The 14,133-nt window shown below is 71.1% G+C and carries 13 protein-coding genes; 3 read left to right on the top strand and 10 right to left on the bottom strand.

Going from position 1 to position 14,133, the window contains the following annotated elements; all coding sequences use genetic code 11:
* The first annotated feature begins 13 nt into the window (after window positions 1–13).
* Complete coding sequence (locus ACIA8F_RS03515; protein ID WP_399376475.1) at window positions 14–1,189, top strand: LuxR C-terminal-related transcriptional regulator; 1,176 nt, start codon at window positions 14–16, stop codon at window positions 1,187–1,189.
* On the opposite strand, the gene ACIA8F_RS03510 is transcribed toward ACIA8F_RS03515, so the two are convergent.
* Window positions 1,125–2,066, bottom strand: a complete 942-nt coding sequence (locus ACIA8F_RS03510) for a LysR family transcriptional regulator (RefSeq protein ID WP_399376474.1) — start codon at window positions 2,064–2,066, stop codon at window positions 1,125–1,127. The two genes, ACIA8F_RS03515 and ACIA8F_RS03510, sit on opposite strands and share 65 nt — an antisense overlap.
* Window positions 2,067–2,165: 99 nt before the next feature.
* On the opposite strand from ACIA8F_RS03510, the gene ACIA8F_RS03505 reads away from it, so the two are divergent.
* A complete protein-coding gene (locus ACIA8F_RS03505; RefSeq protein WP_399376473.1) occupies window positions 2,166–3,446 on the top strand; it encodes an MFS transporter in 1,281 nt (426 codons plus the stop codon).
* A 261-nt stretch (window positions 3,447–3,707) separates the two neighbouring features.
* A complete protein-coding gene (locus tag ACIA8F_RS03500; protein WP_399376472.1) occupies window positions 3,708–4,709 on the top strand; it encodes a sigma-70 family RNA polymerase sigma factor in 1,002 nt (333 codons plus the stop codon).
* On the opposite strand, the gene ACIA8F_RS03495 is transcribed toward ACIA8F_RS03500, so the two are convergent.
* The 9 genes from ACIA8F_RS03495 to ACIA8F_RS03455 all read right to left on the bottom strand — a co-directional run bounded on the left by ACIA8F_RS03495 (window position 4,605) and on the right by ACIA8F_RS03455 (window position 14,131).
* Window positions 4,605–4,937, bottom strand: coding sequence for an STAS domain-containing protein (locus ACIA8F_RS03495; RefSeq protein ID WP_399376471.1), 333 nt, complete (start codon window positions 4,935–4,937; stop codon window positions 4,605–4,607). The two genes, ACIA8F_RS03500 and ACIA8F_RS03495, sit on opposite strands and share 105 nt — an antisense overlap.
* Window positions 4,938–4,982: 45 nt before the next feature.
* Complete coding sequence (locus ACIA8F_RS03490) at window positions 4,983–5,429, bottom strand: Uma2 family endonuclease (protein ID WP_399376637.1); 447 nt, start codon at window positions 5,427–5,429, stop codon at window positions 4,983–4,985.
* A gap of 86 nt (window positions 5,430–5,515) precedes the next feature.
* Window positions 5,516–6,793, bottom strand: a complete 1,278-nt coding sequence (locus ACIA8F_RS03485) for a thymidine phosphorylase (RefSeq protein WP_399376470.1) — start codon at window positions 6,791–6,793, stop codon at window positions 5,516–5,518.
* Between the two features lie 98 nt (window positions 6,794–6,891).
* Window positions 6,892–7,284, bottom strand: coding sequence for a cytidine deaminase (locus tag ACIA8F_RS03480; RefSeq protein ID WP_243333749.1), 393 nt, complete (start codon window positions 7,282–7,284; stop codon window positions 6,892–6,894).
* Window positions 7,281–8,546, bottom strand: coding sequence for an ABC transporter permease (locus tag ACIA8F_RS03475; RefSeq protein ID WP_399376468.1), 1,266 nt, complete (start codon window positions 8,544–8,546; stop codon window positions 7,281–7,283). Before ACIA8F_RS03475 ends, ACIA8F_RS03480 begins: the two co-directional genes overlap by 4 nt.
* Window positions 8,543–9,658 carry an ABC transporter permease gene (locus ACIA8F_RS03470; RefSeq protein WP_399376467.1) on the bottom strand — a complete coding sequence of 372 codons (1,116 nt, stop codon included), beginning with the start codon at window positions 9,656–9,658 and terminating at the stop codon, window positions 8,543–8,545. Before ACIA8F_RS03470 ends, ACIA8F_RS03475 begins: the two co-directional genes overlap by 4 nt.
* Entirely contained in the window at window positions 9,655–11,298 is a 1,644-nt protein-coding gene (locus ACIA8F_RS03465) for an ABC transporter ATP-binding protein (RefSeq protein WP_399376635.1), read from the bottom strand. The genes ACIA8F_RS03470 and ACIA8F_RS03465 overlap by 4 nt, the downstream gene beginning before the upstream one ends.
* 287 nt (window positions 11,299–11,585) lie before the next feature.
* Window positions 11,586–12,644: a BMP family protein gene (locus tag ACIA8F_RS03460; protein WP_399376466.1), complete on the bottom strand. Its 1,059-nt coding sequence runs from the start codon at window positions 12,642–12,644 to the stop codon at window positions 11,586–11,588.
* Window positions 12,645–12,862: 218 nt separating this feature from the next.
* The gene (locus ACIA8F_RS03455; RefSeq protein ID WP_399376634.1) at window positions 12,863–14,131 is read right to left on the bottom strand and encodes an amidohydrolase; all 1,269 of its coding nucleotides are present in this window, start codon (window positions 14,129–14,131) and stop codon (window positions 12,863–12,865) included.
* Window positions 14,132–14,133: the final 2 nt, after the last annotated feature.

Genomic DNA, 14,133 nt, shown 5'->3' with positions numbered 1-14,133 from the left:
GACGAATATGTACATGCCATCGGATGAAACGGACCAACTGAGCTCCGTGGCCCGGCGTCTCTACGCCTTCGCGGCCGAGCGGCACGCCTTTTCCGAGGCGGAGGCCGGCGAGGCGCTCGGCGAGTCCGTCGGGGCCGCCCTCGCCGAACTCGCGGCGGCCCACCTGATCCAGCCCCGCTCCCGTCCGGCCGCGGGCACGGGCGCGGGCACGAGCACAGGCACGGGCACAGCCGCGACCGCGGCCACGGCGACCGCCGCCCCCGCCGACTGCCCCGACGGGCCTGCGCGGGTGTGCTGGAGCGCCGTGTCCCCGCGGGCCGCGGTGGCCCGGACGCTGGCCCCGCTGGCGCTGCGGGTGCGCGAGACGCACGACGAGATGGACCGGCTGCGCGTCCGGCTGGAGGAGCTGCTCCCCGCGTACGAGGCGGGCACCGACCTGCGCGACCGGGGCGGGGCGAACGCCCTGGAGCTGGTCACCGACCCGGTGGCACTGCAGGACCTGATCGGGGAGCTCGTCGCCTCGGCCGGGTCCGAGGTGCTGACCTGCCACCCCGGCGGCGGGCGCAGCACGGCCACCCTGGAGGGGGCGGTGAACCGGGACGAGGCGATGCTCGCCCGGGGGGTGCGGATGCGCACCCTCTACCAGCACACCGCCCGCTACTCCCGCCCGACGGCCGCCTACGTGGAGCGGGTGGCCGCGCTCGGCTCGCAGGTCCGTACCGTCGGCGACGGGCTGATGCGGATGATCATCGTCGACCGGCACACCGGACTGATGGAGGTGCAGGATGACACCAAGGCGGCGCTGGTGGTCCGCGAGCCCAACGTCGTCCACTTCATGCTGCAGACCTTCGAGCGCACCTGGGCGGAGGCCGAGGCCTTCAGCACCACCGTCGGGCCGGACCAGGCCCGTTCGATCTCGGACGAGCTCCGTCAGACCATCGTGCGGCTCCTGGCGGAGGGACTGGAGGACAAGGTCATCGCCCGGCGCCTGGGCATGTCGGAGCGGACCTGCCAGCGCCACATCGCCGAGATCATGCGGGCGGTGGGGGCCAAGTCCCGGTTCCAGGCCGGGTTCCTGCTGTCGGCGGCCACGGCGGCCTCCGCCGTCTCCTCCGCGGCCCCGCTCACGCACCCTCCGGCTGGAGCTCCGGAATCAGCCGGCCCCGCCGGGACAGCAGGAACCGTTTGAACTCCGCGACCGGCGGGGTGTCCGGGTGCCCGTCGCGCCAGGCCACCCCGATCTCGCGGACCGCGCGCGGGGCGGTGACCGTCAGCTCGACGACCCCGGGCCGGGCCACCGCCGGCGGCGGCAGCAGCGCCACGCCGAGACCGGCGGCGACCAGCCCGCGCAGGGTCTCCGCCTCCTCGCCCTCGAAGGCGACCCGGGGCGTGAACCCGGCTTCCGCGCACAGGTCGTCGGTGATGCGGCGCAGCCCGTAGCCGGGCTCCAGGGTGACGAAGGTTTCCTCGGCGGCCTCCGCGAGGCGGATCCGCTTGCGCGTGGCGAGCCGGTGGTCGTCGGGGACCACCAGGCGCAGCCGCTGCTCGTCGAGCCGGCGGGCCACCAGGTCGGGGGCGTCGGGCAGCGGCGAGGTCAGGCAGAGGTCGAGCTCGCCGGCGCGCAGCTTCTCCAGCATGGCCTCCCCGTAGTTCTGGACCAGGGAGAAGCGCACGCCGGGGTGGTCGGCCCGGAAGGCCCGGATCAGGCCGGGCACGGTCTCGGATCCCAGGGTGTGCAGGAAGCCGAAGGCGACCTTGCCGAAGGACGGGTCGGCGTCCTGCTGCACGGAACCGGCGGCGCGGGCGATCTCGGCCAGTGAGCGTTCCGCCGAGGCGAGGAAGGTGCGGCCCGCGGTGGTGAGCGCGACCGTACGGCCCTTGCGGGCGAACAGCGTGACGCCCAGGTCCTGTTCGAGGCGGACCATGGCCCGCGACAGGGTGGACTGCGGGACGCCCAGCTCCTGGGCGGCGCGGGTGACGTGCTCGTGCCGGGCGACGGCGGCGAAGTAGGCGAGGCGCGGGGCCAGCGCCTGTGTCACGGCCATGTCTTCTTCGTAACGACTCATCGATAGGTACCCATCTGGCCTGCACTGATGCGTGGATGGATTGATTATCGCGAATCCGTGCATTGGACGCATGAAAAGGACGGGCCTACCGTCGTACGCATGCCTCCCGCTCATACCGGGGCACCCGTCATCCCGGGTGCCTCCACCCCGTCGTTCCCCGCCTCGGCACCCGAGGCGCACGAGCCCGGCCGCCCCGGCTACCGCCGCCTCAGCCTCGCGCTCTTCGCCGCCGGTCTCGCCACCTTCGCCCTCCTCTACTCCACCCAGGCGCTGCTGCCCGCGATCTCCGACGGGTTCGGCGTGACGGCGGGTCAGGCCAGCTGGACGGTCTCCGCGGCCACCGGCGCGCTCGCCCTGTTCGTCCTGCCGCTGAGCGCGCTCTCGGAGCGGTTCGGCCGGACCCGCATGATGACCTGCTCGATGGTGATCGCGGTCGGCGTCGGCCTCCTGGTGCCCTTCGCCCCGAACCTGGAGTGGCTGATCGCGCTGCGCGCCGTCCAGGGCGCGGCGATCGCCGGCATCCCGGCCTCCGCGATGGCGTACCTGGCGGAAGAGGTGAAGCCGAAGGCGCTGGTCGCCGCGATCGGCCTGTTCGTGGCGGGCAACTCCATCGGCGGCATGAGCGGCCGCCTCGTCACCGGCTGGGCGGCCCAGGCCTGGGGCTGGCGCGGCGGGCTGCTGACCGTCGGCCTGATGTCGCTGGCCTGCGCGGCGGCGTTCCTGGTCCTCCTGCCCCGGGCCCGGTTCTTCCGGCCGGCCTCGCTGAACCCGCGCGCGGTGGGGCGTACCGTCTCCGCGCACCTGCACGATCCGCTGCTGCTGCGGCTGTACGGGATCGGTGCGCTGTTCATGACCGTGTTCGGGGCGGTGTACACGGTCATCGGCTACCGCCTGGTGGACGAGCCGTTCTCGCTCGGGCAGGGCCTCATCGGCTCGATCTTCCTGGTCTACCTGGTCGGTACGGTCTCCTCGGCGGCGGCCGGGCAGCTCGTGGGCCGGCTGGGCCGGCGCGGCGCGCTGTACCTGGCGGTGACCACGACGGCGGTGGGCCTGTTCCTCTCCCTCGCGGAGTCGCTCACCGCGATCCTGCTGGGCCTGGTCCTGATCACGGCGGGCTTCTTCGCGGGCCACGCGGTGGCCTCCGCGGCGGTCAGCCGCACGGCGAAGACGGGCCGCGCGCAGGCCTCGGCGCTCTACCAGTCGGCGTACTACGTCGGCTCCAGCGCCGGCGGCACCCTGGGCGCGCTGGCCTACCACTCGGCGGGCTGGGCGGCCACGGTCACCCTCGCGCTGCTCGCGGTGGCCGGGGTGGTCACGATCACCCTGTACGGGTCCCACGCGGCCCGCACGGCCCGGATCGCGGCGCCCGCGGCACGCTGAGGGTGCCGTACGGCCGCGGTGCTGCTGCGCAGCTGCCACGGCGCACAAGAGCGGGGCGGGCCACCCGGTGTACCTGGTGCGATTTCCGCCCGCCGCAGTCGTGGCCCCTCCCGGCCCGCCCGCAGCTGCCCCTCGGCAGCCCGGCGGCCGGAGACCGCCCCTGACCTGCGACGCCGTGAGCAGTCCGCGTGCCGGGCTGCGGTTGTCAGACCCCTCCGGTAGCGTCCAAAGGACCGGGAACTACCAGGGGGATCAAGGGACATGACCGAAGCCACCGACCTCGCGCCCGAGCTCGACGCCGCGCTCGACCGCTACCGCGTCGAGCTCACCGGATACTGCTACCGCATGCTCGGCTCGGCCTTCGACGCCGAGGACGCGGTGCAGGACACGTACATCCGTGCCTGGCGGAGCCACGCGAAGTTCGAGGGCCGCTCCTCCCTGCGGTCGTGGCTCTACCGGATCGCCACCAACGTCTGCCTGGACCTGCTGAACGCGGGGAACAAGCGGGCCCGGCCGATGGACCTCAGCGCCCCGCAGCACCAGGCGTCCGCCGTGCTCAACGAGCGGCCCGAGGTGACCTGGCTGGAGCCGGTGCCGGAAGGCCGGGTGCTGCCGCAGACCGCCGACCCGGCGGAGATGGCGCTGGCCAAGGAGTCCGTGCGGCTCGCGTTCGTCGCCGCGCTCCAGCACCTGCCGGCCAAGCAGCGGGCCGTACTGATCCTGCGCGAGGTGCTGGCCTGGAAGGCCGACGAGGTCGCCACCCTGCTGGACACCACGGTCGCCTCGGTGAACAGCGCGCTGCAGCGGGCCCGCGCGACGCTGTCCGCGACCCGGGTCCGGGAGAGCGAGTCCGCGGATCCGCTGGACGCGGACCAGGTCAAGCTGCTGGAGCAGTACCTCGCCGCCTTCGAGGCGTACGACATCTCCCGGCTGACCACTCTCCTCCACGAGGACGCGGTGCTGTCGATGCCGCCGTTCGACCTGTGGCTCCAGGGCCACGAGGACATCGCGGCCTGGCACCTGAACCAGGGCATCGGCTGCAAGGGCTCGCGGCTGGTCCCGACCACGGCGAACGGCATGCCTGCCTTCGGCCAGTACCGGCCGCGGGAGGACGGGCAGCCGGGGTGGACCCCGTGGGCGCTCCAGGTGCTGGAGGTGTCAGGGGGGAAGATCACCGGCCTGAACGCCTTCCTCGACACCGCCCGGTGGTTCCCGCTCTTCGGGCTCCCCGAGCAGCTCGACGAGTCCTACGAGGTGCAGTAGGGCGCGTAGCGGGGGCCTGGCCCCGGTGATCCGGAGGGGCCGACCGGCCGCGGCGAGCCGGAGCCGGGCCAGTACCTCGACGGTACCGAGGTCGGGCGTGGTGACGGCGCCGACGTCGCACTCCACTGCCGGGGCTCCGTCCTCGTAAAGACTGGTGAGGCGGGCACAGAGCGAGCCGGCGTCCTGCGCGGCAGGTCCGGGGCCGGGCAGGACGAGTCTGATCTCCATGAGGGGATGACTGTCCGGGCCACCGGAACTCATCGACGATCGAGGTCAGGAGTCGTCGGGCACGGGAAAGAGCGAGGTGTCGACGTCCACGTCGAAGGGCGCGGGCAGGTGGAAGATCTCGCCGAACTTCGCCACGTGCAGGACCCGGTACAAGTCACCCCTCGGCTCACCGTGAAGTGTGAGCGTAGGACCCAGGGGTGCGAACGCGTCGATGAGCAGATAGAACGGCACACCGGCCTGGGCGTACCCCACGACCTTGTCCACGCGATCGTGTTTGGCGTTGTAGGGCGAGGTGATCTCGACTACGAGTTCCGCCGCCCCCGCCGGAATGAACGGCAGCCCCTTCACGACGTCGTCAGGGGCGACCAGCAGGTCGGGAATGTAGAGGCCGGACTTGGACGGGACGATGACGCCGAGCGTCTGGTGAAGACCCCAGTCCTTGGGGATGCCCGGCTGCAGGAAGGCCATCAGCTTCGCTGCGAGTGCTCCTATCGCTTCGTCACCGGTCCCAGCATGCAGAACGGGACCGGTGGGCGTCCACCGGTCCCGTTCAGCCGTACGAGGGAGCGCGCGCAGGACTACGCGATGCGGTCCAGCACGATCGGCGTCGCCGAGAAGGAAGTCCCCGCCGCCGCGATGTCGAAGGTGCCGTCCAGCGCCGCCAGGGCGTAGTCGAACTTCTCCGGGGTGTCCGTGTGCAGGGTCATCAGGGGCTGGCCCGCGGTCACCGTGTCGCCCGGCTTCGCGTGCAGCTCGATGCCGGCGCCCGCCTGGACCGGGTCCTCCTTGCGCGCGCGGCCGGCGCCCAGGCGCCAGGCGCCCACGCCCACCCCGTACGCGTCCAGCCGGGTCAGCACGCCCGAGGAGGGGGCCGTGACCACGTGCTGCTCGCGCGCGACCGGGAGGGCCGCGTCGGGGTCGCCGCCCTGGGCCGCGATCATCCGGCGCCACACGTCCATCGCCCGGCCGTCGGCCAGGGCCTTCGCCGGGTCGGCGTCCTTGATGCCCGCGGCGTCCAGCATCTCGCGGGCCAGGGCCAGGGTCAGCTCGACCACGTCCGAGGGGCCGCCGCCCGCCAGGACCTCGACCGACTCCCGGATCTCCAGGGCGTTGCCGGCCGTGAGGCCGAGCGGGGTGGACATGTCGGTGAGCAGGGCGACCGTCTTGACGCCGCTGTCCGTGCCCAGGCCGACCATGGTGCGGGCCAGCTCGCGGGCGTCCTCGATGTTCTTCATGAAGGCGCCGGTGCCGACCTTCACGTCCAGGACGAGGGAGCCGGTGCCCTCGGCGATCTTCTTGGACATGATCGAGGAGGCGATCAGCGGGATCGCCTCGACGGTGCCGGTCACGTCGCGCAGCGCGTAGAGCTTCTTGTCGGCCGGGGCCAGGCCGTCGCCGGCGGCGCAGATGACGGCGCCGGTGGTGTCCAGGACGTGCAGCATCTCCTCGTTGGAGAGCAGGGCGCGCCAGCCGGGGATGGATTCCAGCTTGTCCAGGGTGCCGCCGGTGTGGCCGAGGCCGCGGCCCGAGAGCTGCGGCACGGCCGCCCCGCAGGCGGCGACGAGCGGGGCCAGCGGCAGGGTGATCTTGTCGCCGACGCCGCCGGTGGAGTGCTTGTCCGCGGTCGGGCGGGACAGGGAGTCGAAGTTCATCCGCTCGCCGCTGGCGATCATCGCGGCGGTCCAGCGGGCGATCTCGGTGCGGTTCATGCCGTTGAGCAGGATGGCCATCGCCAGCGCCGACATCTGCTCGTCGGCGACCACGCCGCGCGTGTACGCGTCGATGACCCAGTCGATCTGCTCGGGGCTCAGTTCACCGCGGTCGCGCTTGGTGCGGATGACGGAGATGACGTCCATGGAAGTGCTTCCTTCTACGCGCATAGAGAGAGGAGAGGGAGATGAGGGGAAAGAACGGCGGCCCCCCGCCCGGCAGGGGCGGAGGGCCGTCGCCGCGGCTATCTCAGGTGGTCCGGCCCGAAGGCCTGCGGCAGCATCGCGGAGAGCGGCAGGACGCCCTCCGGCGTCTCCACCTGGAGCTCGGCGCCGCCGAACTCGAAGAGGAGCTGGCGGCAGCGCCCGCAGGGGACGAGGATCTCGCCCTTGCCGTCGACGCACGTGAAGTGCGTCAGGCGGCCGCCGCCCGTGGCTTGGAGGGAGGACACCAGCCCGCACTCGGCGCACAGGCCGAGCCCGTAGCTGGCGTTCTCCACGTTGCAGCCGACGACGGTGCGGCCGTCGTCGACCAGCGCCGCGACGCCGACCGGGAAGCCCGAGTACGGGGCGTACGCCCGCGACATCGCCTCCCGCGCGGCCTCGCGCAGGGCCTCCCAGTCGGGAGCGGCCGTCACTTGCCCTGGCCCTTGCGGTACGGCATGCCGTCCGCCTTCGGCATCCGCAGGCGCTGCGCGGACAGCGCGAGCACCAGCAGCGTGGTCAGGTACGGGGCGGCGTCCACGAACTGGCTGGGCACCTGGTCGGTGAGCGCGTACCAGAGGAACAGCAGCACGGCGAAGACCGCCGAGACCACGGCCGGGACGTAGCGCTTCTTGTAGAGCTGCCAGGCCACGACCAGGACGAGCAGGATCGCGATGAGCAGCAGCATCGCGTGGACGTTCTCGGCGCCGCCACGCAGCTTGAGGCTGTCGGTGAAGCCGAAGAGGCCGGCGCCCAGCGCCATGCCGCCCGGCATCCAGTTGCCGAAGATCATGGCGGCGAGGCCGATGTAGCCGCGGCCGCCGGTCTGGCCCTCCTGGTAGATCGGGCTGGCCACGATCGACAGGAACGCGCCGCCCAGGCCCGCGAGGGCGCCCGAGACGATCACGGCGATGTACTTGTACTTGTAGACGTTGACGCCGAGGGATTCGGCGGCGACGGGGTTCTCGCCGCAGGAGCGCAGCCGCAGGCCGAAGGTGGTGCGCCACAGCACCCACCAGGTGCCGGGGATCAGCAGCAGGGCGACGACGGTCAGCAGCGACAGGCCGGTGACCAGGCCGCCGATCACGCCCGCGATGTCGGAGAGGAAGAACCAGTGCTTGCCCTGGAGGCTCGCCATCCAGTCCGAGAGCCCCGGCACGGTGATCTCGTAGATCGGCTCGACGCGCGGGGACTGCTTGGAGGAGCCGCCCGCCGCCTCGGCGAAGGTGAAGTTCGACAGGTACTGGGTGAAGCCCAGCGCAAGGATGTTGATGGCCACACCGGAGACGATGTGGTTCACGTTGAAGGTGACCGTGATGATCGCGTGCAGCAGGCCGCCGATGGCGCCGCCGATCAGGCCGGCGATGACGCCGGTCCAGGGGCCCCACTGGTAGCCGGCCCAGGCACCGAACCAGGTGCCGAGGATCATCATGCCTTCGAGGCCGATGTTGACGACGCCCGCACGCTCGGCCCACAGGCCGCCGAGGCCGGCGAGGCCGATCGGCACGGCGAGGGAGAGCGCCCCGGAGACCTGGCCGATGGAGGTCAGGTCGTCCGCGCCGCTGATCACGCGGACCAGCGAGACGAGCGCGAGGCCGCCCGCGATGATCAGCATGATCCACGGGAGGGTGAGCTTGGTGCGTCCGCCCTGCTTCTTGGGCGCGGCGCTGGTCGCGGAAACGGTGCTGGTGCTCACGCCGAGACCTCCTTCTCGGTCGTGATGGCGTGGCCTGCGGCCAGCTCCTCGCCGACCTTCTGCTGCTGGCGTCGGATCCCGTAACGGCGGACGAGCTCGTAGGAGACGACGACCGCGATCACGATCAGGCCCTTCATGATCGTGCCGATCTCCTTCGCGTACCCGGCCGTGTCGAGCGAGGCCGAGGCCTTGTCGATGAAGGCCATCAGGAACGCGGCGAAGAAGATGCCGACCGGGTGGTTGCGGCCGAGCAGCGCGATGGTGATGCCGGTGAAGCCGACACCGACCGGGAAGGACAGGCTGTACGTGTGGCTCTCGCCCAGCAGCACCGGCATGCCGGCGAGGCCGGCGACGGCTCCGGAGATGAGCATCGAGGTGATGATCATCTTCTTGGCGTCCACGCCGGAGGCCTGCGCGGCGGACTCGCTGGCGCCGGTGGCGCGCAGGTCGAAGCCGAAGCGGGTGCGGCCCAGCACGAACCAGTAGACGATGCCGAGCGCGAAGGCCAGGAAGGTGAAGCCGTAGATCTCCAGGCCGTCACCGAGGGAGATCGCCGGGAACCAGCCCGACTTCGCGATGTCGCCGGTGGTCAGGTCGTTCGAGCCCTGGGGCTGGACGCCGAGGTTCTTCGGCAGGATCAGCCAGGCGATCAGGCTGGTGGCGATCGCGTTCAGCATGATCGTGGAGACGACCTCGCTGACTCCGCGCTTGGCCTTCAGGACGCCCGCGATGCCGGCCCAGAAGGCACCGACCAGCATGGCGACGACCACGATCAGCAGGATGTGCAGCGGGCCGGGCAGCGAGACCGCGGCGCCGACGACCGCCGACAGCATCGCGGCGAGGCGGTACTGGCCGTCGACGCCGATGTTGAAGAGGTTCATCCGGAAGCCGATGGCCACGGCCAGGGCCGCCAGGTAGTACGTGCCGGCCTGGTTGACGATGAGGACCTGGACGTCCTCGTAGCCCGCGTTCTCCACCATGATCCGCAGCGGATCGATCGGGTCCACACCCGTCGCCGCCAGGACCACCATGGTCAGCAGGAAGGCGGTGACCAGCGCGAGCGCGGGCCCGGCGAAGCCGAGGAGCAGCCGGTCCTTGTCGAGTTTCTTCATCGGGCCTCGTCCTCCGGGGAGTCGGTACGGGCATCCGTGCCGGCGGCGGAGTTGTTGTCGGTGGCGTCCGTGGCGTCGAGGTGTCCGGATGCGGCGCCCGTCATGGCGGTGCCGAGTTCCTCGGGGGTCACGGTCGCGGGGTCGGCGTCCGCGACCAGGCGGCCGCGGTAGATCACGCGCAGGGTGTCGGACAGGCCGATGAGCTCGTCCAGGTCGGCGGAGATCAGCAGGACCGCCAGGCCTTCGCGGCGGGCCTCGCGGATCGCGTCCCAGATCTGCGCCTGCGCACCGACGTCCACACCGCGGGTGGGGTGGGCGGCGATGAGGAACTTCGGGTTGTGGCTCATCTCGCGGCCGACGATCAGCTTCTGCTGGTTGCCGCCGGAGAGCGAGGCCGCGGTGACCTCGATGCCGGGCGTGCGGACGTCGTACTCGCGCACGATCCGCTCGGTGTCCTTGCGGGCGGCCTTCGGGTCGATGATGCCGCGCTTGGAGTTGGGGGCTTCGGTGACGTGGCCGAGGATGCGGTTCTCCCAGAGGGAGGACTCCAGCAGCAGACCGTGCCGGTGGCGGTCCTCGGGGATGTAGCCGATGCCGCCCTCGCGGCGCTTGCGCACCGGGAACTTGGTGATGTCCTTGCCGTCGAGGGTGATGACGCCCGCGTCGGGGCTCAGCATGCCCATGAGGGCCTCGATCAGCTCGGTCTGGCCGTTGCCCTCGACGCCCGCGATGCCGAGGATCTCGCCCTTGTGGATCGTGAAGCTGATCCCGTCGAGCAGCAGGCGTCCGGCGACCGCGCTCTCGCGCAGGTTGGCGTCCGGCAGGCCCGGCGTGCGCGCGGTGTCCTCCGTGACGACGGGCACGCCGCCCTCGGCCACGGTCAGCCGCTCGACCTGGAGCATCGGGACGGTGGTCACCGTGGACTCGCGGGTCTCCGGCGAGGGCAGCTCGGAGCCGACCATCAGCTCGGCGAGCTGCTTGGGCGTGGTGGTCCGCGGGTCGGCGGTGCCGACCGTGGTGCCGCGCCGGATGACGGTGATGTCGTCGGCGACCTTCAGGACCTCGCCCAGCTTGTGCGAGATGAAGATGACGGTCAGGCCCTCGGACTTGAGCTCGCGCAGGTTGTCGAAGAGCGCGTCGACCTCCTGGGGCACGAGGACCGCGGTCGGCTCGTCGAGGATGAGGATCTTCGCGCCGCGGTAGAGGACCTTGAGGATCTCCACGCGCTGGCGGTCGGCTACACCGAGGTCCTCGACCAGGGCGTCGGGGCGCACGCCGAGGCCGTACGCGTCCGAGATCTCCTTGATCTTCTTGCGGGCCTTCGCGCCGATGCCGTAGAGCTTCTCGCCGCCGAGAACCACGTTCTCCAGGACGGTGAGGTTGTCGGCGAGCATGAAGTGCTGGTGCACCATGCCGATGCCGCGGGCGATGGCGTCGCCGGGGCTGCTGAAGGAGATCTGCTCCCCGTCGATGGCGATGGTGCCCTCGTCCGGCTTCTGCATGCCGTAGAGGATCTTCATCAGCGTCGACTTGCCGGCGCCGTTCTCGCCGACGAGGGCGTGGACCGTGCCCTTGCGGACGGTGATCGCGATGTCCTTGTTGGCGACGACGCCGGGGAAGCGCTTGGTGATGCCGTGCAGTTCTACGGCGGGGGGCGGGCTGGACGCGTTGATGACGCACTCTCCTTGGCGCGGAAGGAGCTGAAGGCAGGGAGGGGAGCAGGGCGGGGGACGGCAGGGCGGCGGGCGGGAGAAGGACGGTATCGCGTCCACGATGCTTCTACGCGCGTAGCACTGTCGAAAGTGAAAACTTGCGGCCAACCGGCCACAAGATCACATGAAGGTACGTGACACGGGCCGGGGCCCGGGAGCGATGGTGACCGCTGCCCGGACCCCGGGTTCACGCGTGACGCAGGTCGGACGACGCCTTACGGCGCGGTCTTGACCGTGATCTTCTTGGCGATGATGTCGGCCTTCGCCTTGTCGACCGCGGCGACGAGGTCGGTCATCTCCTTGTACTTCGGGTTGGAGTCGGCCAGGCCGACGCCGTCCTTGTCCAGGCCGTAGCGGATCTCGCCGGTCTCCGGCTTGCCGTCCTGGACCGACTTGATCAGGTTGTAGACCGAGTCGGAGACGTCCTTGGTGACCGAGGTCAGGATGAAGTCCTTGTACTTCGCCAGACCGGCCTGGTTGTACTGGTCCGAGTCGACGCCGATGGACCACTTGCCCTTGGCGGAGGCGGCCTCGATGGCACCCGAGCCGGCCAGACCGGCGGCCGAGTAGATCACGTCGGCGCCCTTGTCGAGCTGGCCCTCGGCCGCGGCCTTGCCCAGGTCGGGCTTGGCGAAGCCGTCGAAGTTCGGCGGCTGGGTCAGGTACTGGCTGAGCACCTTGGCGTTCGGGTTGGTGTCCTTGACGCCCTGGGTGAAGCCCGCCTCGAACTTCTTGATCAGCGGAACCTCGACACCGCCGATGAAGCCGACCGTGCCGGTCTTCGACGCCTTGGCGGCGGCGACGCCGGCCAGGTAGGAGCCCTGCTCCTCGTTGAAGACCAGGTTGGCGATGTTCTTCGCCTGCACCGAGGTGTCGTCGATGATGCCGAACGTGGTGTTCGGGAACTTCTCGGCGACCTTCTTGATGGCCGGCGCGTAGGCGAAGCCGACGCCGATGACCGGGTTGTTGCCCTTGCGGGCCAGCTCGGTGAGGCGCTGGACCTTGTCGGCCTCGCCCTCGCCGTCGGTGGGCTCCGCCTGGGCGCCCTTGATCTTGAGGTCCGTCTCGGCCTTGTGCAGGCCCTCGTAGGCGGCGTCGTTGAACGACTGGTCGCCGCGGCCACCGATGTCGTACGCGATGGCGGCGGACTTCTCCGCGGAGGAGGAGGAATCGGACGACGAGTCCGAGGACTTCTTACCGCCACAGGCGGTGGCCGAGAGGGCCAGCGCAGCGGACGCGATGCCCACGGTGGCGATCCTGGTGATCCGGCGCAAGGGGAGGCTCCTTCAAAACCTGACCGAAGCGCCACGACCGGCGCTGGTTTCGCCGAGATCGTAACGCGCGTAGATGTCAGTTAAAGGCCCGTTCATGAGTCGTTATCGGATCGTCGTGAACCAGACAGTGACCGATCAGTAACAGACGACGCGCCCGACCCATGTGTACCAAGGGCCGGACGCGTCCGCCCGATCAATCGCCGATCGCGCAAGAACTTCTATCCGGTCGGGCCCGCGAGCCTGGCGCGCCGCCCTTCGAGGGGCGCGCCGTCGAGGAGGGCCGCGGCCGTGAAGAACTCCACGCCAACCGCGATCGCGGCCTCGTCGACGTCGAAATCACCCCGGTGCAGATCCCGCTTCGTCGTGTCCCCGGGCTTGCGGACGCCCAGGCGCGCCATGGCTCCGGGGACGTGCTCCAGGTACCAGGAGAAGTCCTCGCCGCCCAGGCTCTGCTCGGTGTCCTCGACCGAGTCGGCCCCGCGCCGGGCGCTCATCGCCTCGCGCAGCAGCTCGGTGACCACCGGATCGTTGACGACCGGAGGCACCCCGCGCACGTAGGTGATCTCCGACTTGGCCCGGTGCATGGAGGCGATCTCGTCGATGATCGCGTGGATCTGGTCCGGGGCCTCGTGCCAGGAGGCCAGGTCCAGGCACCGAACAGTTCCGGACAGTTCCGCGTGCATCGGGATGACGTTGCAGGCGTGCCCGGCCTCGATCCGGCCCCAGGTGACCGACATGCCCGAGCGGGCGTCCATCCGCTTCGTCAGCAGGGCCGGCAGGTCCAGGGCGAGCCGGGCGGCCGCCGTCACCAGGTCGGTGGTCAGGTGCGGACGGGCGGTGTGCCCGCCGGGGCCGTCGAGGGTCACCTCCAGCCGGTCGCAGGCCGAGGTGATGGGCCCGGTGCGCAGGCCGATGCGGCCCGCGTCGACCCGCGGGTCGCAGTGCAGGGCGATGATCTTGCCCACCCCGTCCAGCACCCCGGAGTCGATGGCCTCGGTGGCGCCGCCGGGCAGCACCTCCTCGGCGGGCTGGAACAGCAGCCGCACGGGCCGGGGCAGCTCGCCCTTGCGGTCGAGCTCGGCGAGGACGAGGCCGGCGCCGAGCACCACGGCGGTGTGGACGTCGTGGCCGCAGGCGTGGGCGCGGTCCGGGACGGTGGAGCGGTACGGGACGTGCGTCTTGGCATCCGGGATGGGCAGGGCGTCGATGTCCGCGCGCAGGGCCAGCATGGGACGTACTCCGTCCCAGGTGCCGACGTCACAGATGAGCCCGGTGCCCGACTTCAGCACCCTCGGGCGCAGGCCCGCCTTCTCCAGCCGGACCTTGATCGCCGCCGTGGTGCGGAACTCCTGGTGTCCTAGCTCGGGATGCATGTGCAAGTCCCGGCGGAAGGCGATCAGTTCGGCGCGCAGGTGGTCCGGAAGCTTGCCGGGCAGCTCGGGCCGGTCGGGCGCGGCGGGCTGGGCGGTCTGGGACTCGCGGGACATCA

Source organism: Streptomyces sp. NPDC051563, from assembly GCF_044454225.1.
GTDB lineage: Bacteria > Actinomycetota > Actinomycetes > Streptomycetales > Streptomycetaceae > Streptomyces.
This window is presented reverse-complemented; position numbering and strand designations above follow the sequence as displayed.